This is a genomic window from Methylobacterium sp. D54C (genome assembly GCF_053345595.1).
The window spans coordinates 31,937-53,861 of the sequence record NZ_JBKFAK010000029.1; the positions used below are offsets into that span (position 1 = coordinate 31,937).

The 21,925-nt window shown below is 72.4% G+C and carries 23 protein-coding genes; 9 read left to right on the forward strand and 14 right to left on the reverse strand.

Annotation, left to right across the window (positions count from 1 at the left end; all coding sequences use genetic code 11):
• Positions 1–35 precede the first annotated feature (35 nt).
• Positions 36–1,607, forward strand: coding sequence for an ABC transporter substrate-binding protein (locus ACLBYB_RS29020; protein ID WP_447700859.1), 1,572 nt, complete (start codon positions 36–38; stop codon positions 1,605–1,607).
• 31 nt (positions 1,608–1,638) lie between these two features.
• Here ACLBYB_RS29020 and ACLBYB_RS29025 read toward each other — a convergent pair whose 3' ends face one another.
• Positions 1,639–3,558: a putative bifunctional diguanylate cyclase/phosphodiesterase gene (locus ACLBYB_RS29025; protein WP_447700860.1), complete on the reverse strand. Its 1,920-nt coding sequence runs from the start codon at positions 3,556–3,558 to the stop codon at positions 1,639–1,641.
• A 446-nt stretch (positions 3,559–4,004) separates the two neighbouring features.
• Between ACLBYB_RS29025 and ACLBYB_RS29030 the strand changes: the two genes are divergently transcribed.
• Together ACLBYB_RS29030 and gph are read left to right on the forward strand one after the other, a co-directional pair.
• A complete protein-coding gene (locus ACLBYB_RS29030; protein ID WP_447700861.1) occupies positions 4,005–4,349 on the forward strand; it encodes an MliC family protein in 345 nt (114 codons plus the stop codon).
• A gap of 144 nt (positions 4,350–4,493) precedes the next feature.
• Complete coding sequence (gene gph, locus ACLBYB_RS29035) at positions 4,494–5,192, forward strand: phosphoglycolate phosphatase (protein WP_447700862.1); 699 nt, start codon at positions 4,494–4,496, stop codon at positions 5,190–5,192.
• Here the strand turns inward: gph and rclC are convergent.
• From rclC to ACLBYB_RS29055, 4 genes are all read right to left on the reverse strand, one after another.
• Positions 5,189–5,845 (reverse strand): reactive chlorine resistance membrane protein RclC, encoded by a 657-nt coding sequence (gene rclC / locus ACLBYB_RS29040; RefSeq protein ID WP_447700863.1) that lies wholly within the window; start codon positions 5,843–5,845, stop codon positions 5,189–5,191. The two genes, gph and rclC, sit on opposite strands and share 4 nt — an antisense overlap.
• 36 nt (positions 5,846–5,881) lie before the next feature.
• Entirely contained in the window at positions 5,882–6,229 is a 348-nt protein-coding gene (locus ACLBYB_RS29045; protein WP_020096313.1) for a carboxymuconolactone decarboxylase family protein, read from the reverse strand.
• A gap of 87 nt (positions 6,230–6,316) precedes the next feature.
• Positions 6,317–7,300, reverse strand: coding sequence for a cupin domain-containing protein (locus ACLBYB_RS29050; protein ID WP_447700864.1), 984 nt, complete (start codon positions 7,298–7,300; stop codon positions 6,317–6,319).
• An 86-nt stretch (positions 7,301–7,386) separates the two neighbouring features.
• Positions 7,387–8,112 carry a TetR/AcrR family transcriptional regulator gene (locus tag ACLBYB_RS29055; protein WP_447700865.1) on the reverse strand — a complete coding sequence of 242 codons (726 nt, stop codon included), beginning with the start codon at positions 8,110–8,112 and terminating at the stop codon, positions 7,387–7,389.
• A gap of 176 nt (positions 8,113–8,288) precedes the next feature.
• On the opposite strand from ACLBYB_RS29055, the gene ACLBYB_RS29060 reads away from it, so the two are divergent.
• The 4 genes from ACLBYB_RS29060 (at position 8,289) to ACLBYB_RS29075 (ending at position 12,141) form a co-directional block, all read left to right on the forward strand.
• Complete coding sequence (locus ACLBYB_RS29060; RefSeq protein ID WP_100252883.1) at positions 8,289–9,494, forward strand: acyl-CoA dehydrogenase family protein; 1,206 nt, start codon at positions 8,289–8,291, stop codon at positions 9,492–9,494.
• 96 nt (positions 9,495–9,590) lie between these two features.
• A complete protein-coding gene (gene bktB / locus ACLBYB_RS29065) occupies positions 9,591–10,769 on the forward strand; it encodes a beta-ketothiolase BktB (protein WP_447700866.1) in 1,179 nt (392 codons plus the stop codon).
• Between the two features lie 17 nt (positions 10,770–10,786).
• The gene (locus ACLBYB_RS29070) at positions 10,787–11,815 is read left to right on the forward strand and encodes a phosphotransferase family protein (RefSeq protein ID WP_447700867.1); all 1,029 of its coding nucleotides are present in this window, start codon (positions 10,787–10,789) and stop codon (positions 11,813–11,815) included.
• Positions 11,812–12,141, forward strand: a complete 330-nt coding sequence (locus ACLBYB_RS29075) for a DUF6285 domain-containing protein (RefSeq protein ID WP_020096307.1) — start codon at positions 11,812–11,814, stop codon at positions 12,139–12,141. The genes ACLBYB_RS29070 and ACLBYB_RS29075 overlap by 4 nt, the downstream gene beginning before the upstream one ends.
• A gap of 138 nt (positions 12,142–12,279) precedes the next feature.
• Here ACLBYB_RS29075 and ACLBYB_RS29080 read toward each other — a convergent pair whose 3' ends face one another.
• From ACLBYB_RS29080 to ACLBYB_RS29105, 6 genes are all read right to left on the reverse strand, one after another.
• Positions 12,280–12,675 carry a CsbD family protein gene (locus ACLBYB_RS29080; RefSeq protein WP_447700868.1) on the reverse strand — a complete coding sequence of 132 codons (396 nt, stop codon included), beginning with the start codon at positions 12,673–12,675 and terminating at the stop codon, positions 12,280–12,282.
• Between the two features lie 80 nt (positions 12,676–12,755).
• Positions 12,756–12,959, reverse strand: a complete 204-nt coding sequence (locus tag ACLBYB_RS29085) for a CsbD family protein (protein ID WP_020096305.1) — start codon at positions 12,957–12,959, stop codon at positions 12,756–12,758.
• Positions 12,960–13,056: 97 nt separating this feature from the next.
• Positions 13,057–13,980, reverse strand: a complete 924-nt coding sequence (locus tag ACLBYB_RS29090) for a PhnA-like protein (protein ID WP_447700869.1) — start codon at positions 13,978–13,980, stop codon at positions 13,057–13,059.
• Positions 13,981–14,099: 119 nt separating this feature from the next.
• Entirely contained in the window at positions 14,100–14,603 is a 504-nt protein-coding gene (locus ACLBYB_RS29095) for a CsbD family protein (RefSeq protein WP_091683262.1), read from the reverse strand.
• A gap of 90 nt (positions 14,604–14,693) precedes the next feature.
• Positions 14,694–14,864 (reverse strand): CsbD family protein, encoded by a 171-nt coding sequence (locus ACLBYB_RS29100; RefSeq protein ID WP_020096302.1) that lies wholly within the window; start codon positions 14,862–14,864, stop codon positions 14,694–14,696.
• 95 nt (positions 14,865–14,959) lie between these two features.
• On the reverse strand, positions 14,960–16,420 hold the full coding sequence (locus tag ACLBYB_RS29105) for a helix-turn-helix transcriptional regulator (RefSeq protein WP_447700870.1): 1,461 nt from the start codon (positions 16,418–16,420) through the stop codon (positions 14,960–14,962).
• 260 nt (positions 16,421–16,680) lie between these two features.
• Between ACLBYB_RS29105 and ACLBYB_RS29110 the strand changes: the two genes are divergently transcribed.
• On the forward strand, positions 16,681–17,100 hold the full coding sequence (locus ACLBYB_RS29110; RefSeq protein WP_447700871.1) for an RNA polymerase subunit sigma-70: 420 nt from the start codon (positions 16,681–16,683) through the stop codon (positions 17,098–17,100).
• Between the two features lie 378 nt (positions 17,101–17,478).
• Complete coding sequence (locus tag ACLBYB_RS29115; RefSeq protein WP_447700872.1) at positions 17,479–17,862, forward strand: hypothetical protein; 384 nt, start codon at positions 17,479–17,481, stop codon at positions 17,860–17,862.
• A gap of 64 nt (positions 17,863–17,926) precedes the next feature.
• On the opposite strand, the gene ACLBYB_RS29120 is transcribed toward ACLBYB_RS29115, so the two are convergent.
• The 3 genes from ACLBYB_RS29120 to ACLBYB_RS29130 all read right to left on the reverse strand — a co-directional run.
• Positions 17,927–19,255 carry an alpha-amylase family glycosyl hydrolase gene (locus ACLBYB_RS29120; RefSeq protein ID WP_447700873.1) on the reverse strand — a complete coding sequence of 443 codons (1,329 nt, stop codon included), beginning with the start codon at positions 19,253–19,255 and terminating at the stop codon, positions 17,927–17,929.
• A gap of 463 nt (positions 19,256–19,718) precedes the next feature.
• On the reverse strand, positions 19,719–20,663 hold the full coding sequence (locus ACLBYB_RS29125) for an HNH endonuclease signature motif containing protein (RefSeq protein WP_447700874.1): 945 nt from the start codon (positions 20,661–20,663) through the stop codon (positions 19,719–19,721).
• 2 nt (positions 20,664–20,665) lie between these two features.
• The coding region (locus tag ACLBYB_RS29130) for a hypothetical protein (RefSeq protein ID WP_447700875.1) at positions 20,666–21,925 on the reverse strand (1,260 nt) is incomplete at its 5' end.

Here is a 21,925-nt window from a genome sequence, read left to right on the forward strand (position 1 = left end):
TTGCGACGCCGGGATCCACCGTTCGGGGAGTGACGATGAGGCGACGCACCTTCCTGGCCGCGGGGGCCGCGGCCCTGGCGGCCCCCTCCGTCGGGCGGGCGCAGGGCGCCCGGGTCCTGCGCATGGTCCCCCAGGCGAACGTCACCTCCATCGATCCGATCTGGACGACGGCGATCGTGACCCGCAACCACGCCTACGTGGTCTACGACACGCTGTTCGGCCTCGACGCCGACCTGCGGCCGCAGCCGCAGATGGCGGCCGGCCTCAAGGTCGAGCAGGACGGGCGCCGGGTGACGATCCCCCTGCGCGCGGGCCTGCGCTTCCACGACGGCACGCCGGTCCTGGCGCGGGACTGCGTCGCCAGCATCCGGCGCTGGGCGGCGCGCAACGGCTTCGGCCAGACCCTGATGGCCGCCACCGACGAGCTCGCCCACGACGGCGACACCGACATCGTGTTCCGGCTGAAGGCGCCGTTCCCGCTCCTGCCGCAGGCGCTGGCGAGCGTCAGCCAGCCGGCCTTCGTCATGCCCGAGCGGGTCGCCCGGACCGACCCGTACAAGCAGATCACCGACGCCACCGGCTCCGGGCCGTTCCGCTGGAAGGCCGACGAGTTCAACTCGGGCAGCCTGATGGTCTACGAGCGCCACCCCGGCTACGTGCCGGCGCCCGGCACACCGAGCCTGACGGCCGGCGGCAAGGTCGCCCATTTCGACCGGATCGAGTGGCGGATCATCGCCGACGGCGCCACCGCGGCGGCGGCCCTGCAGAACGGCGAGATCGACTGGTACGAGCAGCCGCCCCCCGAGCTCCAGCAGCTGCTCGCCCGCAACCGCGACATCGTGGTGGAGGGCCTCGACCGGCTCACCAACCCGGCGATCCTGCGGATGAACCACCTGCAGCCGCCCTTCGACGACGTCGCGGTGCGCCGGGCGGTGCTGCCGGCGATCGTCCAGAGCGACTTCATGGCGGCGATCGTCGGCGACGATCCCGGGGCCTACGACGACCGCTGCGGGATCTTCACGCCCGGCACACCGATGGCGAGCCAGGTCGGCCTGGAGGCGCTCACCGGGCCGCGCAGCCTGGAGGCGGCCCGCGCGGCGCTTAGGGCCTCGGGCTACGACGGCGCGAAGATCCGGCTGATCGGCCCCACGGACCTGCTGGCGCCCGCGGCGCTGACCCAGGTCGCGGCCGACCTGCTCCCCCGGATCGGCTTCAACGTCGACCTGGCCCTGAGCGACTGGGGCACGGTGATCCAGCGGCGCGTCTCCCGCGAGCCCGTCGAGAAGGGCGGCTGGTCGGTGCTGCTCACCACCTTCTCGTCCTTCGACAACGCCGACCCCGCCGCCCTGCAGCCGCTCCGGGCCAGCGGGCCGAACGCGTGGTTCGGCTGGCCGTCGGTGCCGCGGCTGGAGGCGCTCCGGACCGCGTGGTTCGCGGCCTCCGACGCGGAGGCGCGCCGGGCGATCTGCGCGGACATGCAGCGGATCGCCCTCGAGGAGGTCGTGTTCGTGCCGGTCGGCTCCTACCGCTCGATGACGTCCTACCGGCGCGACCTCACGGGCCGCCTCCCGGGCTTCCCGATCCTCTGGAACCTCCGGCGCGCCTGAGGGCGCGGCTCCGCCTCGCGCCGGGGCCGCCTCAGGCCCTCCGGCGCACCGTGCCGGCCTCTGCCTCTGCCTCTGCTGCTGCCTTCGCTTCCGCCGCGCCCTCGCGCTCCAGCCGCTCCAGCAGGTCGCCGAGGGGCATCGGGCGGCCGATGTGGTAGCCCTGGGCGTAGCGGCTGCCGTGCCGCCGCGCCACGTCGAGCTGCGCCTCCGTCTCGATCCCCTCGACGATCCCGTCGAGGCCGAGGTTGCGGCACAGGTCCAGGATCGTGGAGACGAGGCTGCAGCCCCGGTCGGTGTCGATGTCGGCCATGAAGCCGCGGTCGATCTTGATCTTGTCCAGCGGCAGGCGGTGGACGTAGCCCAGGCTGGAATAGCCGGTCCCGAAATCGTCGAGCGCGATCTTGATGCCCAGGCTGCGCAGGGTGGTGATGGCCGCCTTGGCGTGGTCGAAGTCGCGCATCAGGGCGGTCTCGGTCAGCTCGAGCGTCAGGCGGCGCGGGTCGATGCCGCTGCCCCGCACCGCCGCCAGGATCGACAGGACGGTCTCGGGCGAGGCGAGGTCGTGGGCGGACAGGTTGAAGGACAGGCCGGTCCCGGGCGGGAGCTGCGCGCAGTCGGCGAGCGCCTTGCGCAGGAGCAGCAGCGTCACCGTGTGGATCATGCCGCCGCGCTCGGCGGCCGCGATGAACCGGTCCGGCGCGACGCGGCCCAGCGTCGGGCTCGTCCAGCGCGCCAGACCCTCCACGAAGGCGGTCCGCCCCGTGGCGAGGTCGAGGACCGGCTGGTAGTGCAGCACCATCTCGGCGGCGAGGTCCGCCGTCCGCAAGGCCGTCTCCACCGCCTGCTCGGCGCGGATCGCGTCCTTGTGCTCCTGCGAGAACAGGGTCGTCGCGCCGCGCCGCTGCTCCTTGGAGTGGTAGAGCGCGTAATCGGCGCGGTCGAACAGGGCGTCGGCGTCGTGTGAGACCCGGCAGGGCAGGGCGAGCCCGCCCGAGCAGCCGGTGACGACCTGGATGTCGCCGATCCGGATCGGCCGCTGCAGCGCCGTGCAGACGCCGTCGCAGAAGGCGAGCGCCGCCGCGGCCGAAGCCGGCGCGCGCAGGATCACGCCGAACTCGTCGCCCCCCAGCCGCGTCACCACCACGTCCGCCCCCGCGAAGGCCGCGAGGCGCCGGCCGGCCTCCGCCAGGACGCGGTCGCCGACATTGTGCCCGTAGGTGTCGTTGATCGGCTTGAACCGGTCGAGGTCGAAGATCGCCAGGGCGAAGGGCGTGTCCACCCCGGAGGACGACCGGAGCGCCTCGTCGAGCTTCTGGAAGAAGTAGCGCCGGTTGGGGAGGCCGGTCAGGCTGTCGGTCTGGGCGAGGCGCGCGTTCTCTTCCGAGAGCCGGCTCGCCACGGCCTGGGACGCGACGAGGGCGACGAAGGCCCGGTAGTTGGTGTTGAGGATGCGGACCATCACGGCCGTGACGAAGGCCGTATTGGCCGCGATGGCGAGGAACACGTGGTTCCCGCTCGTCACGCAGCAGAACAGGAACACGCCCATGACGATGCCGGTGACCAGGAAGGCCGCCAGCGGCAGGTAGGTCAGGCAGAAGATGCAGGCGATCACCGTGACGGCCACGAAGATCGCGACGTGGCCCTGCTCGTAGGGGCCGCCGAACGTGTTCAGGACCATCGCCCAGATCACGAAGGCGACGGAGAAGAAGACCGTCAGCGCCGTCGTCCGCCGCAGGTGGCGGGCGGCCTGCGCCTCGTCCAGGGCCTCGGGCCTCAAGCGCCACCAGTGGATCGCGCGCAGGAGGCACAGCGCGATCACGGTCCCCGGGATGCCGAGGGTCAGGTAGGCGGGCGCCAGACCGTAATGCGTCACCGCGAGGGCGCCGGCATTGACCGAGAGCAGTCCGTAGAGGGACGGGATATGCTTCTGCAGTTCCGCGAGCTGACGCATGGCCGTCAGACCCGGGGCGGATGCGGTCGACCTCCCGATCAATATCGAGAAAGGATATTTCGGACGGTTCATCGAAGCTGCGTCTGAGAGGTTGCCATATTATTATACTCCTAACATTAAAGAGATATTTAAGCCGCGAGCTGTCACGGCGGTCGCCCACGGCTCTATTCCCCGCGCCGGAGCGCCGCATCGCGGCGCTCGGGAGACAATCCGCCGGGCGGGCGAGCCGACGATTTACCGATTCCGTCCCAAGTTGAGCGGGAAGTGACCCGGTTCGACTTGTATCGAGGATCGTACAATTGCCTCGCTGCTCCATCTGCTCTTCCAGAGACTGGTGGATGGGGGTCGGCCGGCCGCCTCGCGTGCCGTCGGCGCCGATTGCCCGGACAGGACATCCCGGCGATGATCGTCGTCGCGGCCGCGGCCGCGGGGCTCAGGAGAGGCCGATGAGAATCCGTGTCCGCGTCGCCCGGCTGGCGATCCTCGTCGGCGGGCTGTGGGTGGCCGCCGCGCCCGCGCAGGCCGAGACGATCGACGTGACCTTCGCCTGTCCGAACGGTCGGACGCTGGCCGTCACCTTCCTGAACGCCGCGGGGCCGGAGCGGGCGGTTGTCCGGCCGGACAACGGCGCCGCCGTCACCCTGCCGGTGCAGCTGAGCGGGTCGGGGTTCCGCTACGCCGACGCCACGCACGAGCTGCGGGGCAAGGGGCGGTCGGTCACGTGGACCGACGGCACCGGCACGCCGGTCACCTGCACCGACCGGACGCCGGCCGACGCCAAGCCGCGCTAGGCTGCCCGGGGGATGCTCGGGGGGGTTGCTCGGGGCGCGTGCCGGACCCTGGCCCGGCAGCGCCGGACCCGCTAGGAACCGCCCGTCCCGGAGATTGAGGCGTCGGCGTCCCGTCGCGCGTCGCCCGCGACGCGGAGACGTTCCTTGCCCGCGCCCGCGCCCCCGTCGCGCTTCGACGCCGTCCTCCTCGACCTCGACGGCACCCTCGTCGACAGCCTGGCCGATCTCCGGACGGCCCTGAACGCCACCCTGGCGCGGGAGGGTCTGCCGCCGGTCGGGACCGCCGCGATGCGGGCCATGGTGGGCGACGGCGCGGTGGCGCTGCTGCGGCGCGCCCTGCGGGCCTCGGGCGGCGATCCGGAGCGGGCGCCGGACCTCCTGCCGGCCTTCTTGGCCGTGTACGAGCCGCTCGCGGCCGCCGGCACCGCCCTGTTCCCCAACGCCGCCGCGGCGGTCCGCGACCTCCGGGCGGCGGGCTACGCGCTGGCGATCGTCACCAACAAGCCGGCCCGCGCCACCGGCCTGATCCTCGACGCGGTGGGGCTGGCGCCGCTGATCGACACGGTCGTGGGCGGCGACACGCTGCCCGAGCGCAAGCCCGATCCCGCGCCGCTGCGGGAGGCCCTGCGTCGCCTGCGGGCCGAGCCCGGGCGGGCCGTCATGGTCGGCGACATGCACCACGACATCGCGGCCGCCCGCGCCGCCGGCACCGCCGCCATCCTGGCCCGCTACGGCTACGGGCGCCCGGACGACGCGCGGACCGCCGACGCCGTCCTGGACGACATCGGCGGCCTGCGGGCGGTGATCGAGGCGCTGCCCGGGGGCGGCGCCCCGGCCTCCTAGCGGGCTCCTAGCGGCCTCCTAGCGGCCTCCTGGCGGCTTGCCGCGAGGTCGAGGCGGGCGGGGGCGCCCGGGGCCCGGGCCTGCCGCACGAGGACGGCGCGGGCGCTGTCGGCGAGGACGAGCCACGCGCCGGCCATGAGGGTGACGTCCTTGAGGACGAGACGGCCGGCGCCCGAGAGGTAGGGGAAGCCGTGCTCCGCGTCGCCGAGCGCGGCGACCCAGGCCTCGGGGGTGGTCACGAGGAACGACAGGGTCACCACCGGGGTGAGGAAGGCCAGCACCGCGCCGGCCAGACCCAGCCGCCGCGACGCCAGCCCGACGAGGACGAGCAGGCCGATCAGCAGCTCGACCGTGCCGAGTCCGCGGGAGAACGCGTAGGTGTGGTTGGCCGTCTGCCACGCGCGGGCGGCGAGGTTGAGCTCGCCCTCGTGGGTGAGGTGCTGCGCGTACTGGTCGGGATGGGCGTAGAAGAACGCCATCACCGGGCTGTTGGCGACGAAGGGCGTGATGCTGTCGGCCTCGTAGGGCACGAACTTGAGCGCGCCGATCCAGAGGAAGATGACCGCGATGGCGACCCGCATGGCCTGGAGGCCGAGGCGGTTCGAGCCCGGCCCGGAGACGAGGCCGAGGACGCGGCGAACCTGCGTGTTCATGGCACGATTCCTTGCTCAATCGGATGGGGGGAGGGGCTACGCCTCGGCGGAGGCCGCGAAGGCGTCGAGCGCGCGGGTCGCGTAGACGACCGCGGCACCGGCATTGAGGCTGGTGGCGACCCCGAGGGCCTCGGCCAGCTCGGCCTCGGTGGCGCCGAGCTTGCGGGCGGCGTCGGTGTGGACCGTGATACAGCCGTCGCAGCGCAGGGAGATCGCCACCGCCACCGCGATCAACTCACGGGTCTTGGCGTCGAGCTGGCCGGTCTTCTGGCCCGCCGTGCTGAGGGTGCCGTAGCCCCGCACCGTGTCGGGGCTGAGCTTGGCGAAGTGTCCGACGCCGGCGGTGACCTGCTGGCGGTAGCTGTTCCAATCGATCATGTGCATGACGACCTCCTTCGTGATGACGAGGAAGGTAGTCGGGGCCGGCCGCGCCCTCGATGACCGCGCGGCGCAGGCCGATGACCGGGCGGATCAAACCGCCTGCGGGGGCGCCTCGGCCTGCCGCGCCTGTCCGGGGCGGATCCCGTACTTGCGCAGGAACGCCCGGCTGAGCGCGGGCGCGGACTGGTAGCCGACCTCCGCGGCCAGACGGTCCAGCGGGACCGTCTCGGTGCGCAGGCGGTGATGGGCGAGCCCGAGCCGCAGGTCGGTGAGGAATTCCAGCGGGGCGACGCCCGCCGCCCCGCGGAAGGCGCGCACGAGGCTCGCCCGCGACGCGGCGGCCGTCGCGGCCAGTTCGTCCAGCGTCCAGGGATGCACCGGGTCGCGCACCATCGCGAGCACCGCCCGGGCGGTGAGCGGCTGCCCCAGGAGGCGCAGCAGGCCCTCGGCCGGGGCCGACGCCTCGAGATGCGCGCGGAGCATCATCATGAACAGCGCGCTCGCGAGGTTCTCGGCGACCGCGACCGACCCGGCGCGGAGGTCGTTCAGCTCCTCGCGGATGCCCGCCAGGAGCGGCGCGAACCGGGTGGCCAGGGGCTCGGTGCCGACGCTCAGGACGAGGAGGTCGGGCAGGGCGGTCACGATCAGGGTCTGAGGCGCCGCCTCGAAGGCCAGGCGGCCGCAGATCAGCTCGACGTCCGGCTCGGCCCCGACGGTGGTCTTGAACCGCAGATCGTGCGCGTGGCGGACCGCGACGGGCAGGGGCGTCGACGGCGACGGCCCCGCGCCGTGGAACAGGTGCGCGTCGCCGCGCGGCAGGAGCAGGATGTCCCCGGCCGCGACCTGCAGCGGCGCGCCCCCGGGCCGCCGCAGCGTGGCGCGGCCGCGCGTCACGAGGTGGAAATAGGCCTGCCGCGTCGGCTCCGGCGCGTGCGGGGCGGCCCAGGCGCCGCCGAACCGGCAGACGTCGTCCAGGTGCGGCCGCACGCGCAGCAGCGGCGCGAGGCCGCTCAGCGGATCGTCGATTCCGGCGGTTCCGTGTGCGTCCGCGCGGCGCCCGATCGGTCCGGCCATGCTCCCCGCGCTCCGGAATGCCCTCCGGGCCCGGCATAAGGGCGCGCGGCGGCCCCGACCAGGGGGTGTTCGTCCGCCGCGCCGGTTCAGGCCGCCGCGATGGCCTTCTCGACGAAGGCGGTCACGCCGGCGATGTAGCGCTGGATCGGGATCCCGCGCTTCCGGTGCTTGGCCCGCTTCACGTACCAGTCCTGCAGGAGCGGCTTGATCAGCGCGGCGGTGAGGTCGACGTCGGCGACCGCGAAGACGCCCGCCGCCGCGCCGCGGGCGAGGACCTCGGCGAAGATGCGCTCGGTGGCGGCCTCGCTCTCCGTCGCCATCGTCCGGGCGGGGGCCGGGAAGCCCTTCGCCTCCATGAACGCGAAGACGAACCAGGGCTGCATCGCCTCGGTCAGGCGGATATGGGTCTCGATCAGCCAGCGCAGATGCGCGGCCGGATCCGCCGCGAGCCCCGCCGGGGCCTGCCGCAGGACCGCCTCGGCCGTCTCGGCCACCTCGGTGAGGATCATCACCAGCAGCGTGTTCTTGTTGTCGAAGTACGAGTAGAGCCCGCCCATGCTGAGCCCGGAGGCCCGGGCGAGGTCGCGCAGGCTCGTCTCGTGGAAGCCCTGCCGGCTCGACAGCTTCAGCACCGCCTCGATGATCCGCGCGAGGTTGGCGACGGCGACGTGGTCCTTCCGGACGCTGATCCGGTCCCGGTGCCGCGCCAGGATCCGCGCGCAGATCGCCTCGGTGGCGTAGGCGTCCTTCACCGGAAGGTGCGCCGGAAAGTGCGCCGGAAAGTTCGCCGGAAGAGCGTCTGCGGGGCTCATCGATCCATCGTCGCTCCGTCGTCGCACCGTCGTCGTTTCGTCGTCGCGCCAGCCCGCGGTGGCCACGACCGGGAGCGGCTCCCGAGGTCTAGTCCGTTGCCAGGCGCGAATCCAGGCGATAAAAAGCGAGCGCTCGCTCGATTTTCGTCGTCGGCACCGACCCAGGAGGTGGGCCCGTGGATTTCACCATCTCCCCGCGCGTCGAGGATTACCGCGCCCGGATCGCGGCCTTCGTGGACGCGCACATCCTGCCGCTGGAGGCGGATCCGGCGGCCTATGACGGCCACGGCAACATCAGCCTCACCGAGCTGACGCGGCTGCGCGGCCTCGCCCGCGCAGAGGGCCTGTGGTGCCTGCAATTGCGGCCCGAGACCGGCGGCGCCGGGCTCGACAAGGTCGGCATGGCGGTCTGCTACGAGGCCATGAACCGCTCGATCTTCGGCCCGGTCGTGTTCAACTCGGCCGCGCCCGACGACGGCAACATGATGGTGCTGGAGAAGGTCGCGACCCCGGACCAGAAGGCGCGCTGGCTCGCGCCGATCGTGGAGGGGCGCGTCCGCTCGGCCTTCGCCATGACCGAGCCGCATCCCGGCGGCGGCTCCGATCCCGGCATGATCCAGACCCGGGCCGAGCGGCGGGGGGACGGCTACGTGGTCACCGGCCGCAAGTGGTACATCACCGGCGCCGAGGAGGCCGAGCACTTCATCCTGATGGCGCGCACCTCCGACGACGCGCGGAAAGGGCTGACCGCCTTCCTGTTCCACCGGGACCAGCCCGGCTGGCGGATCCTGCGCCGCATCCCGATCATGGGGCCGGAGGAGCACGGCGGCCATTGCGAGCTGCTGTTCGAGGGCCTGGAGATCCCGGCCGAGAACGTCCTGATGAACGAGGGCGACGGCCTGAAGCTCACCCAGATCCGCCTCGGGCCGGCGCGGCTGACCCACTGCATGCGCTGGCTCGGCCTGTCGAAGCGCTGCGTCGAGATCGCCCGGGCCTACGCGGCCGAGCGGCACGGCTTCGGGATCCGGCTGGCCGACCGGGAGAGCATCCAGCTGATGCTGGGCGACCTCGCCATGCGGATCGAGATCGGGCGCCTCCTGGTGATGAAGGCCGCCTGGGCCCTCGACCGGGGCAGCTTCGCCCGCAAGGAGGTGTCGATGGCCAAGGTCCACGTGGCCAACCTCCTGCACGCGGCCGCCGACACGGCGATCCAGATCAACGGTGCGCGGGGCTACTCCACCGACACGCCCCTCGAGTGGATCTACCGCTACGCCCGGCAGGCGCGCCTCGTGGACGGGGCCGACGAGGTCCACAAGATGGTCCTGAACCGCAATCTCGAGGCCGAGGGCGACGCCTTCTGGTCGTGGGACGTCGGGGCCTGAGCGTCGGGGCCTGAGCGGGGCCGACACCGTCCGTCCGCCGCGCGGGGCGCGTCGGCAGGCCGAGCCAGACAGGGAAGCCGAGAGGAAGCCGAGAGTATGACCGAGGTCGTGATCACAGGCGCGGTGCGCACCGCGATCGGCACGTTCGGCGGCGCGCTGGCCGGCACGCCGCCCTCCGTCCTCGCCGCACGCTGCGTCGCGGAGGCGCTGCGCCGCGCCGGGACCGCGCCCGAGGCGGTCGGGCACGTGGTCCTCGGCAACGTCATCCCGACCGAGCCCCGGGACGCCTACATCGCCCGCGTCGCGGCGATGGAGGGCGGGATTCCCGCGGAGGTGCCGGCCATGACGGTCAACCGCCTCTGCGGCAGCGGCCTGCAGGCGATCGTCTCGGCCGCGCAGTCCATCCTGCTCGGCGACGCCGAGACGGCCGTGGCCGGCGGCACCGAGAGCATGAGCCGCGCCCCCCACCTGCTGACCACCGGGCGGACCGGGTCGCGCATGGGCGACGCGGTGCTGGTCGACTACATGCTCGGCGCGCTGACCGACCCGTTCGGCAACGGCCACATGGGCGTCACCGCCGAGAACGTGGCCGCGCGCTACGCCGTCCCCCGCGACGCGCAGGACGCCTTCGCGGCCGAGAGCCAGGCCCGCGCCGCGCGGGCGATCCGCGAGGGCCGGTTCCGGGAGCAGATCCTGCCGATCGAGATCCAGCGCAAGCGCGAGACGGTGGCCTTCGACACCGACGAGCATCCGAAGGCCACGACCGCCGAGGACCTCGCCAAGCTGCGCCCGGCCTTCTCCAAGACCGGCAGCGTCACGGCCGGCAACGCCTCGGGGCTGAACGACGGCGCGGCGGCCCTCGTCCTGTCGAGCGCCGCGCGGGCCGCGCGCGACGGCGCGACGCCGCTCGCCCGCATCGTCGGCTACGCCCACGCCGGCGTGGACCCGTCCGAGATGGGCATGGGCCCGGTGCCGGCGGTGCGGCGGCTGCTGGAGCGGACCGGCCTGCGGGCGGCGGATTTCGACGTCGTCGAGTCGAACGAGGCCTTCGCGGCGCAGGCCTGCGCGGTCTCCCGCGCCCTCGACCTCGATCCCGACAGGGTCAACCCGAACGGCGGCGCCATCGCCCTCGGTCACCCGATCGGCGCCACGGGGGCGATCATCACCGTCAAGGCCCTCTACGAGCTGGCCCGGACCGGCGGCCGCTACGGGCTCGTGACCATGTGCATCGGCGGCGGCCAGGGGATCGCCATGGCCTTCGAGCGCGTCCCGTGACGCGATCCTGAGGCACCATGCTGGACGCGGATCAGAGGACGGCGCTCTGCGCCTGGATCGGCCGGACCCTGGAGGCCGGGTCGGTCGCGCTCGACGACGCCCGGCCGCTGACCGGCGGCTCGATCCAGGAGAACTGGATGCTGTCGTGCCGGGTCGACGGCGCGCCCCGGAGCTTCGTCCTGCGCAAGGACGCGGCCGCCACCATCGCGTCGAGCCGCTCGCGGGCGGAGGAGTTCCGGATCCTGCGCGCCGCCTTCGCGGCCGGCGTGCGGGTGCCGGAGCCGGTCGGCTTCTGCGCGGATCCGGGGGTGGTCGGGGCGCCCTTCGCGCTGATGGGCCTCGTCTCCGGGATCGGGTTGGGGCCGCGGGTGGTCAAGGACACGAGCCTCGGCGGCGACCGCGCGGCCTTGGCCGAGCAACTCGGCCGCGAGCTCGCCCGGACGCACGGCATCCTGCCGGGAACCGCCCCGGCGGACGACCTCGCCTTCCTCGGCGCGCCCGAGCCGGAGCCGGCCCTGGCGGAGATCCGCGCGCTCCGGGCGAGTCTCGACGGGATCGGCGCCGCGCGCCCGGCCCTCGAATGGGGCCTGCGCTGGGCCGAGCTCCACGCGCCGCCCTGTCCCGGGCCGGTCCTGGTCCACCGCGACTTCCGCACCGGCAACTACATGGTCGATGCCGAGGGTCTGACGGCGATCCTCGACTGGGAATTCGCCGGCTGGGGCGACCCGGCCCAGGATATCGGCTGGTTCTGCGCCGCCTGCTGGCGCTTCGGCCGGCCCGACCTGGAGGCCGGCGGCATCGCCCCGCGGGCCGCCTTCTACCGCGGCTACGAGGCCGAGAGCGGGCGCGCGATCGAGCCGGAGGCGGTGCGCTACTGGGAGGTCATGGCGCATCTGCGCTGGGCGGTGATCGCCCTGGAGCAGGGCCACCGCCACGTCTCCGGTCAGGAGACGTCGCTGGAGCTGGCGCTGACCGGCCGGATGGTCCCCGAACTCGAGGCCGCGATCCTGCGCGAGACCGCGCCCGAGCGGTGGGGAGCCCGATGAGCGAATCCTTCCTGGACGCGCCCGCGGGCGCCGCCCTCCTGTCGGTCGCCCGGCAGAGCCTCCTCGACGAGGTCGCGCCGGCCCTGTCGGGGCGCCAGCGCTACGTCCTGCTGATGGCCGCCAACGCGATGGGCGTAGTCATGCGGGAGATCGCGCAGGCGGGCGCGGCGGCCGGGGCCTGGGAGCGGGCGCTGGGCGGCGCCGGATCGCCGGCCGAGCTGGTCGCGGCGCTCCGCGCCGGCCGGCGCGACGGGGACGCGGCGCTCCACGCCGCGCTCGTCGAGACGACACGGATCGCCGCCGGCATCTGGAAGGCCCCGGGCTAGCGATCCCGGGCTCCAGATCCGGGCGTCAGTAGGTGCGGCCGGTGCCCCGGCGCCGGTCGTAGCGGCGCCCGAGATAGGCGATGAGCTTCGGCACGATGAAGGCCGTCAGGAGCTTGCGCAGCATCGGTAAACCCTCCGTCAGCGGGTGCGGCGGACGAGCCATCCCGCCGCGAAAGCGACGGCGGCCAGGCCCAGCAGGGTGTTGGTGCGGTTGGCGTCGACCGTGCGGATCGCCTGCCGGCCGTAATCGGCGCCGCGGCGGTGCGCGTCCCGGGCGCGGTCCCGGCCCTCGTCGATCAGGTGGTCGGCCCGTCTCCGGGCGGTCTCGGCCAGATGGCGGCCGTTCTCTGCCAGGTCCTCCGTGAGGTCCTCGGCGCGGTCGCGGGCGCGGCCGTAGGCGTACTGCGCGCCGCCGGCCACTTGGTTGACGGCGCCGCGCACCTGGCGTCCCGGGTCACCGGTCAGGCCGCCCAGGGCGGTCTGGGCGCGGCCCTTGAGGTGGCGGGACGCGCCGCGGATCTGGTCGCGGTTCATGCAGCTCTCCTGGTGTCGGGGGGATGAAGCCCCGCCTCGGCGGGGGCGGCGGCGCCGGGGAGCCGGCGCCGCGGGACGGATCAGTGCTTGCCGGTGATCTTGTCGGCGACGGACTTGGCGCCGTCCTTGACGTCGCCGACGGTCTTCTGCGCCTCGCCCTTCAGCTCCTGCGCCTTGCCCTCGGCCACCAGCTTGTCGTTGCCCGTCGCCTTGCCGGCCGCCTGCTTGACGTTGCCCACCGCCTCGTTGGCCAGGCCCTTGATCTTGTCGGTCGTGCTGCTCATCGCGTGTGCTCCTGCTTCGCTGGTGAGGCCGGTCTCCCCGGCCGGTGGTGGCCCCCGCGATCGGCGCGGGGGCCGGTGAAGGTGTCAGAGGGAGGTGTCAGACGCGCCGGGTCTCGTAGGCGCCGAGCAGGGTCGCGGGCTTGGGCGCACCCATCCGGCCGCCGACATACGCCGCCAGCGCACCCAGGATCAGCGCCAGCGCGGCGTAGAACGCGCCCTGCGTGGCCGCCGACTTCGCCGTCACGGCAGCGGCCTCGGCCTTCTGCTTGGCGCTGGCCACCGCCTGCTCGTACTGCTTCTGGTAGTCGTCGATCTGCGCCTTGGCCTGATCCGGCGTGATGCCCTGCGCCTTGGCCAGGGCGTCGGCGGCGCGGGTCTTGGCCTGCTCCTTCTGGGCCGGGTCACCGGTCAGGACGGCCTTCACCGCTGCCACGGCCGCGTCCTTGGCGGCCTGCGGGTCCTGGCCGGCGGCCTGCTGACGGACCTTGTCCTCGATGCCGTCGAGCGGGTTCGAGATCTTCGACAGCGACGGCGCCGCCGCCTGGGCGGCGGTCTGCACCGTGCCGCCGACGAGGTTGCCGGCGCCGCCGAGCGCGCTCGAGACCGTGCCGAGCGTGCCGCCGACCAGGCCGCTGGCGGCCGAGGTCAGCATGTACAGCACCACCAGGGTGGTGACCGCCCAGGAGACCAGCCCGTGCAGGGCGGCCGCACCCGGAAGGGCCTTGCCCGAGAGCCGCCCGGCGATGAGGCCGCCGGCCAGCGAGGCGACGAGGCCCGAGGCGACGAACCACGCGCCCGCGCCCATGGAGATGGTGGAGGCGGAGGGATTGTCGGCGGCGGTCGTGCCGACCGAGGCCAGCCCGACGCCGACGCCGACGAGGTTGATGATCACCTGGGTGACCAGCGCGGTCACGGCGCCGGCGAAGATGGCGCCCCAGGAGACTTGGTTGAGCAGGACGGCGCGCGTGTCGGCGTGCGCGTCCGGCGCGAGGGGCGTTGCAACGGTCTGGATGGTGGTCACGCTGTCACTCCGGTGGTGGATCGCTGAAATTCGTGGGGCCGCCGGCCCCCGGAAGGCCCGGAAGGCCCGGAAGGCCCGGGGGTTGCCGGGACGCGGCTCAGTCGCGGCTCAGTCGCGGCTCAATCGCGGCGGGCGCTGACGAGCAGGCCGAGGCCGAAGCCCGCGATGCCGGCGATGAGCAGGGCGGCGAGCGGGTACTCGGCGACCTGCTGGCCGACCTCGCGGGTGCCGCGGCGCAGGGCGTGGCTGCCGCGCGCGTAGGCGTCCTCGGCGTAGTCGTACGCCTCCTCGGCGGCGTGGCGGACGCCGCGCTCGGCGCGGGCGTACTGGTCCTGCGCGGCGCCCTGGGCGCGGCGGGCGCGGGCCTCGACGTCGTCGGCCCCGAGATCGTCGACGGCGTCGCGGACCCGACCACCGAGGTCGCGGGCCGCGTCGGCCACGTGGTCGGCCGCGTCGCGCACGGTGTCCTTGGCCTGGCCGTAGAGGGTCTCGGCCTGTCCGGCGGCCTCGCGGGCGCGGCCCTCGACCGAGTCCCGCCGCGAGCCGGTCAGGTCGCCGAACGCGCCCTGTACCTTGCCGCCGAGTTCCCGGGCCGCGCCCGTGATCCGATTGGTATCGACCATGTCGTTCTCCTTCGTCGTCGCGTCGGCGACCGCCTCCGCGATCGCGCTCGTGGTGGGGGCGCCTCTTCGTGAGGCGCCGGGTGACGTCCGTCAGCGCGGGCCGGAGCCCGCGGGCCCGGAGCCGGCCTTCGATCCGGGCGCGTCGCGCTTCTGGCGCCGGCCCTCGGTCTCCGTCCGGGCATCGCCGGTCAGCTTGCCGATGGCCTCCTTCACCGAGCCCTTGAGGTGCTCGGCGGACGGTGTCTTCCTGTCTTCGGTCATGGGCGCCTCGTCATGCGTGAGAAAACCCTTGCCGACCGGAAGATGTACGCCGGGCGTGCCGGATCAATGGTTTGGTTTTACCAGTATGGCGGTATTCATCCGTCAGAGATGTTCAGGGGAAAGCCGTTCTCGCGCCCCCAGACGACTGCCTCGCTGCGCTTGTGGATGCCGATCTTGCGGTACAGGGCGGCGCCGTGATTGCGCACCGTGTTGCGCGACAGCCCGAGCTTGCGCGCGATCGCGTCGTCGCCGAGCCCCGCGCAGATCAAGTTGAGGATCTGGCGCTCGCGCACGGTCAGGTTCGGCGCCGCCGCGTCGCCGCCCTCCCGGGCCGGCCGACGCAGGTTCGCCAGCTTCTCGATCAGCCCGCGGCTGAACCACGACGTGTCGGCCATCACCGTCTCGATCGCGTCGAACAGCTCCCGCTCGGAGTGCTTGCGCGCGGTGATGTCCTGCAGCACCAGCAGAACGAAGGCCGTCTCGTTGATCTCGACCCGCTCGGCCGAGACCAGGCAGTCGAGGTTCGCGCCGCTCTCGTGGCGCAGGCACACCTCGAGACCCAGCACGTAGCCCTGCCGCTCCAGGGCGGCCTCGACCTGCAGGCGCTGCTTCTCGGCGACCCACAGGCCGGCCTCCTCCAGCGAGCGGCCGACGACGCGGTCCCCGCCCAGGCCGAAGACCCGGCTGAACGCCTCGTTCACGCCCGTGACCTGGCCGTCCTCGGCCCGCACCAGCACGGTCGGGATCGGCGTCATCCGGAACGCCTTGGCGAAGCGCTCCTCGCTCTGGCGCAGGGCGGCCTCGGCCTTCCGGCGCAGTTCCAGGTCCGCGAAGGTGAACAGCATGCAGGGCTCGTCGCCCATCTCGATCGGCTGCCCGGCGACGATCACGAAGCGGCTCCCGCCGTCGGGCAGGTCGAGGCAGGCCTCCATCTGCGGGATCGTGCCGCCCGCGTTGAGCCGCGCGACGGCGAGGTCGCGGTTGCGCGCGCCGGCCAGGACGTCGACCTCGTAGACGCTGCGGCCGATGACGGCGTCGCGGGTGTGGCCGGTCATCTCCAGGAAGCCGTGATTGACCTTGACGTGGCGCAGGTCGGACAGCCGCGTGATCACGGCCGGGGCCGGGTTGGCGTTGAAGGTGCGCTCGAACCGCTCCTCGGCCTCGAACTGGTCGGAGACGTCCTTCAGGATCAGCGCGAGGCAGCTCGGGTTGCCGTCCCGGTCCGTGGCCACGAGGCTGCGCAGCGAGTGCACGAAGTCCATGTCGGGCTTGTCGGCCCGCCGCACCTCGACCACCACGTCGTGGAAGCGCTCGCCGGCGATCACGCGCTCGATCGGGTACTGGTTGGGCGTGATGTGGTTGCGGTAGCGGAGGCAGAAGCGGTCGCGATAGGCGTCGACGGTGGGGCCGAGCTCGTCGAGGCTCTCGGCACCGTGCATCGCCAGGGCGGCCGCGTTGGCGTAGGCGATGGTCTGGTCGGGCTCGACCAGGATCACGCCCTCGCTCAGGCCGGCGATGATCTGCCGGAGCTCATGCCTGTCGACGCCCGCCGTCACAGCTTCTGCACCCCTTCACACGGTCACTGCCCTGTCGGCAGCGGGGCACAAACGGGTTGCGCACAAGCCGGTTCCCTCATCTAAGTTATTTTCCTGGTATACGCGCACCATTGACGCGGGCGTTTTGAGCCAAAGATAAATGCTCGCAACGCCGCGACGCCGTTCCCGCGCGCTCTCGGCCCCCCTTCCCAGAAGACGTGGCCATGCCGACCGTGCAGGATATTGACCGACTAGTGCGGGGGCCCGCGGAACACGGGGACGTGATCTCCGCACCGGGTGCGACATCATGTGCGGGTCGGCGCGAGAATTTTCCAGAAGTTGCAGAACTTGAGAAAACTTCGCGTCTAAGACGCCTGCTCGACCGCCTGTCGGAGGCCGCGGACGCCGCGGAGGCCGAGGGGCAGGTCCCGGTCGGCTTCGGGGCGGCGCTGGTCGACGCCGTGCCGGACCTGCGCTGCCGCGCGCTGACGCTGACCCGCGACGCCATCGCGGGCGATGTCCAGGGGGACGACCTCGTCCGGCTCACCCTCCTGAAGGCCTGGGAGCGCCGGGCGGCGTTCCGGCCTGGAACCGGGATGCCTGCATGGCTCGACACGTTCCTGCGCAGCCGCCCCGCCGGCGGCCGCGCCGGGCCGACCGGCCTGTCGCGGAACGGCGTGTCTGCCGGGATGGCCCGCTGAGACATGTCGGCGCGTGGCGTCCCGCGGAGCCGGTGAGAAACACGGCGTACTGGTAAAAATATCTCATTCTCATGAACGTGTTAGGCCCCATATCGCGGTCGTGGAACGCGCCGTGCGCCGTCGGGCGCCGCCGGGTTCCGCGCCCCTTTCCCGAGGTTGTGCCGGGCGGATGGCCCTCTTGTCCGGCACGGCCGCGAGGCCGGGCGCCCGCGCCGCTCCGGGCGCGCGTCCGGCCCGTTGCCCTTTCACCCCGTGCTCCGGCTCCCGGCGCTCCGTCGAGCGATTGCACCGGCTGACGGTCCGCCCGCGCGCCGCGCGATGGATCCGTCCGGCACGGAGGAATCCCATCCGAGATCCGAGACCATCACTGAGGAGACGATGACCCGACTTCGCGCCGCACCGCTCGCGCCCGCCCTGATCCTGACTGCCTGCACGACCGTCTGTGCCGCGACGGGAGCCTCCGCGGCCAACCGGTTCGACGGGTCCTGGTCGGTCATCGCCACCGCGGAGAGCGGGAGCTGCACAGGGCCCTACAGCTATCCCATCGTCATCCGGGACGGGACCGTGGACGACGTCGGCGGCAACGGCGTCGACGCCTCCGGCCGGGCCGGGCCGGACGGCCGGATCACCGGCACGATCCGCAAGGGGCTGGCCAGCGTCTCGGTCACGGGCCGCCTGCGCGGGTCCGCCGGGACCGGCCGCTGGACTTTGTCCGGGCTCGGTGCCTGCGCGGGGCGCTGGACGGCCCGCCGCACCGGCTAGGGAGAGCGGGCAGTCGGCCCCTTTCCGGCCCCGTTCCGGCCCCTTTCCGGCCGAGGCGCGGCGGTCACACGGTCAGGACGGCCCAGCCGTGGGCCGGAAGGGTCACGCGGGCGCCGGTGCTGCCGGCCTCGGCGAGATCGCCGGTGCCGGCCTCGATCGCCCGGGCCTCCGGCACCGGCAGCGTCGCGTCCGCGTCGGCGAGGTTCAGGGCCGTCAGCACCCGCGCGCTCCCGTCGCCCAGCGCGAGCACGATCTGCGCGTTGGCGAGATGCAGCGCCCGCGCCCGCGCGCGGTGGAGCCCGGCGTGGCGCCGCCGGAGGGCGATCAGGTCCCGGTGCAGCCGGTAGATCGGCCAGCCGTAGGGAGCGAGATCCGCGGGCGTCGGCGGGAAGGCCGGCCGGATGGCGTCGTCGCCGCCGACCCGCTCCTCCTTCACGCCGCGGAAGGCCTGCTCGTCGCCGGCGTAGATCGAGGGCGTCCCGCCGCAGGTCAGCAGGATCGCCAGCGCGTGCGGCAGGTGCCGCTCGTCGGTGAGCCGGCTCGCGATGCGCGTCACGTCGTGGTTGCCCACGAAGGTCAGGGGCGCGAACCTGTCGAGAAGGCCGTTGTGCCGGTCCAGGGCGTGGGCCAGCTCGAACAGGTTGCGATCGTTGAGGGCGCTCCAGATCGCCTTCCAGAGCTCGTACTGGGTCACCGAATCCATGCCGGTGTCCTGCACGATGCGGGCGTAGTCGCCGTGGATCACCTCGCCGACGATGTAGGCCTCCGGATGCGCGAGGCGGACCTGCCGCAGCACGCGCGCCCAGAAGCGCGGCGGCACCGCGTAGGCCGCGTCCAGCCGCCAGCCGTCGGCGCCCCGGGCGAGCCAGTGGCCCATGACGGCGGCGACGTGGTCGGCGATTCGCGGGTCGTCGTGGTTGAGCGTGACGAGCTGCCGGTGTCCCTCGAAGCAGGCGTAGTCCGGCTCGATGCCCGGGCCGGAGCCCCGCGGCCAGGACAGCCGGAACCAGCCGGCCCGCTCGGATTCGGGCCCGTGCCGCAGGACGTCCTGGAAGGCCGGGTGCGCCCGCCCGACATGGTTGAACACGCCGTCGAGCAGGACGCGGAGGCCGCGGGCCCGGGCCGCCGCGACCAGGGCGTCGAAATCGGCCTCGTCGCCGAGGCGCGGATCGATGCGGAAATGGTCGACCGTGTCGTAGCCGTGCGTGGAGGCCGCGAAGATCGGCCCGAGCGCCAGTCCGGACGCGCCGAGCTCGACCGCGTAGTCGAGCCAGCCGTGCAGGTGGGCGAGGCGGTGCGTGACCGGTGCGGCCGGGTCGGCTTCGTTGGGGGCTCCGACGAAGCCGAGGGGAAAGACCTGCCACCAGACTGCCTGTTCGATCCAGGACGCCACGCGACCTCCTCCGTCTCCGATCGGGACCGAACCCTGCCGCGCCGCGATGGTTGCGGGCTCGCCGCCGGCCCGGACGCGGCCTCGGCTCGCGGCGGGGGATCTCCGGGCAGCCCGGACCGAGACCCGGAGCCAGGCGCGGTCACGGGTCGGGATGTGGAATCGGGCAGGTGGCGCGGGGCGGGAAGCGATCTCCGCGGACCGGCGCTAAGTCCCGGCCGCGCCAGCGCTATCGCTGCGGAACCGGGACGCTGTCTTGTCACCAGGAAAGCCTGGTGGAGCTGAGGGGAGCCTAGCCCCGAGGGTAGTTAACGTACTGTGAATAAACGATATCATTGATTTGCCTTGGCTTTCCAGGGCAACGTATGGGTCTAAGCGGGGTCTATCCAGGCCGCGCTACCTTATTGGCAGGGATGGCGGGAGCATGGGTGTGGCGAGCGTCCCGCCTCCATCGCGGTCGGTGCCGTCAAGGCTCATCCGCGATCGGCCCCCAAAGCTGTGCCACCGTTCGGCGTCCCTGAAAGCGGGCCGACCCCATCGGGTCGTCTCGATACGAGACCACCATCAAATTGGCCGGGTTCATGCCGCCCCGCGGATTTCGAAGCGCGACGCTGAGTTCGCCTTTCGCCGGCGACAGTCCACCGCGTGCCGCCTCCATGGCCATCAGGCGCACCACCCAGAACGGCTGCGGGAGTTTTCGGGGCACCGATCTCTCGGGGGTGGGCCTCGCATGGCCTCGTACCTGATAGATGGAAGTACGGTTGGATCGATGCGTGTTGCACCATCCGCAACCGAGGCGAAGGTTCCTGACCTCGTCGGTGCCGCCGTCGGCGTACGGAACGAGGTGGTCGGCCTCGATGCGGAGGTGCCGGGCCTTGAGGCCGATCGGCTTGAAGACGTCGACGAGCGGCGGCAACGTCAGGTGGGCCGGCTCGTCCAGGAAGCTCGAGATGGCGGCCGCATCGAAGCGCCAACCGCAGACCCAGCAGTGCGGGGTGCGACCGGCGAGGTCAATGAGTTGCTGGCGCTTCGACAAGGACGGCGGGATCCGCCTGGCCACGTCCGCCCGGCGCCGCGCCTCCGCGAAGGCCAGGCGCGCCACCGCGCTGGCCAGCGCCCTCTGGTCCGGCGCGTCCATCTGCGTCCAGGTCACCATGACATGGGCCCTGACCTCGGCGTAGATGCGCGGGTACTCGGTCGCGCTCGCCGCGTACTCGTCGACGTCACAAAAGGTGCCGAGAAACCAGTCGGCCCACTGCCGGTGGACGTCGCCCCTGAGGACGTCGCCGGCCCACCGGAAGGCCCGGTCGGGAGGGGAGAGCTTGGCCATGCCGCGCAGCGCCTTCGGCATCCAGGGTGCCTCGGGTCGCGCGAGCGTGGCCGCCAGGAACTCCCGCAGATCCTCGCTCACGTCTAGACAACCGACGGTTTGTAGTTCTCCGGGCGCGGGAGGCGCTCGGGTTTCAGGCGGTATTCGTCCCACGTCTTGGCCCAAGCCGTACGGATGCCAGGCGAGTCCTTCTTGACGCCGGCGCGCTCGAGTTTCCAATCCCGGGCGAAGTAGCGTCGGTCGATCTCGGCGAGCCACTTCTCACATTCCGCCTCCACCTGCTCGGCACTTTCCAGCGCGACGGCGTTGACGCGGAGGAACCTGAAGAAGTCCGCGGCGAGGATATTCAGCGAGATCTTGTTGAATAGGTTCGACGTCCGCGGATTTCCCCAGTAGTTCCACGCGCTCGGCTCCTCGTCGTCGCCGAAGAAATCCGCTACGTAGGACCAGAACGCGATGAACACCTCACGCCAAGGTCCGTCGAAGGCTTCCCAGTAGGCGGGAGGGCTCTCGTGGCCTGCCGCGCGGTAGCCGGACACGATCGGCGAGGACGCCAGGGACCGATCCGCCCAAGACTTGGCGAAGTCGTTGCTTTTCTGGTGGTACAGGTAGGCCCCGGACAGCTCGCGGAAGATCCTGACCAGCGCCACCATGACAGGCCATGCCAGCAACTCGTTCTTGTTGGTGCCCTTGCCTCCGCTGAGGCCCAACTCGACTTTGCCCGCGAACGGGCTGCCTTCGTTGCGCGCCATGAACGATGCGGCCCGGGACTCCTCCAGCGGGATGCCCGCAGTGCGCAGCCGCTCAGCCACGAACTCGAGCTTCTCCGTCGAGAGGCTCGTCGACACGATTGTCCCGAGGAGCGCACGGCCGATGGGCGTGGCCTTCTGATTGACCACGATGAATTGGAAGACGTGCTCCGCCGGATGCGGATCCATGAGCATCGACACGGCCAACTTCCGCGACGACTCGCGCAGCAGATCCCGCGTGACCTGGTCTTCCGGCTCGCCGGCGTCGATGCGGCGTTCGGCGGCATCCATCATCGCCGGGGTGCCCAGGGCCTGGCGTGCCGCCTCCAGCGCCCCGAACAGTCGGTAATGGCCGTCCATGATGACGACCGGCCGGATATAGCCTTCGAGCGCCTCCCTGGTGAAGCCGAGGAACTCGTCGCCTCGGAACGTTTGGGCGATCTTGGCCAATACGACTTTGCGGGCGGCTGACCTGACCGGCTGGTTTTGGACCGGGCTGATTGAGAGGATCAGCCATGACCGAAGGAGGCGGACATGCGGCGAGGTCAGAAGACGAACGCGGAGCAGGTTGTGCTGAAGCTGCGCCAGATCGAG

What these genes read in the sequence shown, in the direction of transcription:
- ACLBYB_RS29030 (WP_447700861.1), top strand. Translation starts at nt 4,005, where the DNA reads ATGAGAATCCGTGTCCGCGTCGCCCGGCTGGCGATCCTCGTCGGCGGG.
- ACLBYB_RS29115 (WP_447700872.1), top strand. Translation starts at nt 17,479, where the DNA reads ATGACCCGACTTCGCGCCGCACCGCTCGCGCCCGCCCTGATCCTGACT.
- ACLBYB_RS29080 (WP_447700868.1), bottom strand. Translation starts at nt 12,675, where the DNA reads ATGAACCGCGACCAGATCCGCGGCGCGTCCCGCCACCTCAAGGGCCGC.
- ACLBYB_RS29070 (WP_447700867.1), top strand. Translation starts at nt 10,787, where the DNA reads ATGCTGGACGCGGATCAGAGGACGGCGCTCTGCGCCTGGATCGGCCGG.
- ACLBYB_RS29045 (WP_020096313.1), bottom strand. Translation starts at nt 6,229, where the DNA reads ATGCACATGATCGATTGGAACAGCTACCGCCAGCAGGTCACCGCCGGC.
- ACLBYB_RS29020 (WP_447700859.1), top strand. Translation starts at nt 36, where the DNA reads ATGAGGCGACGCACCTTCCTGGCCGCGGGGGCCGCGGCCCTGGCGGCC.
- bktB (WP_447700866.1), top strand. Translation starts at nt 9,591, where the DNA reads ATGACCGAGGTCGTGATCACAGGCGCGGTGCGCACCGCGATCGGCACG.
- ACLBYB_RS29085 (WP_020096305.1), bottom strand. Translation starts at nt 12,959, where the DNA reads ATGAGCAGCACGACCGACAAGATCAAGGGCCTGGCCAACGAGGCGGTG.
- ACLBYB_RS29050 (WP_447700864.1), bottom strand. Translation starts at nt 7,300, where the DNA reads ATGGCCGGACCGATCGGGCGCCGCGCGGACGCACACGGAACCGCCGGA.
- ACLBYB_RS29075 (WP_020096307.1), top strand. Translation starts at nt 11,812, where the DNA reads ATGAGCGAATCCTTCCTGGACGCGCCCGCGGGCGCCGCCCTCCTGTCG.
- ACLBYB_RS29055 (WP_447700865.1), bottom strand. Translation starts at nt 8,112, where the DNA reads ATGAGCCCCGCAGACGCTCTTCCGGCGAACTTTCCGGCGCACTTTCCG.
- ACLBYB_RS29100 (WP_020096302.1), bottom strand. Translation starts at nt 14,864, where the DNA reads ATGACCGAAGACAGGAAGACACCGTCCGCCGAGCACCTCAAGGGCTCG.
- ACLBYB_RS29095 (WP_091683262.1), bottom strand. Translation starts at nt 14,603, where the DNA reads ATGGTCGATACCAATCGGATCACGGGCGCGGCCCGGGAACTCGGCGGC.
- rclC (WP_447700863.1), bottom strand. Translation starts at nt 5,845, where the DNA reads ATGAACACGCAGGTTCGCCGCGTCCTCGGCCTCGTCTCCGGGCCGGGC.
- ACLBYB_RS29025 (WP_447700860.1), bottom strand. Translation starts at nt 3,558, where the DNA reads ATGCGTCAGCTCGCGGAACTGCAGAAGCATATCCCGTCCCTCTACGGA.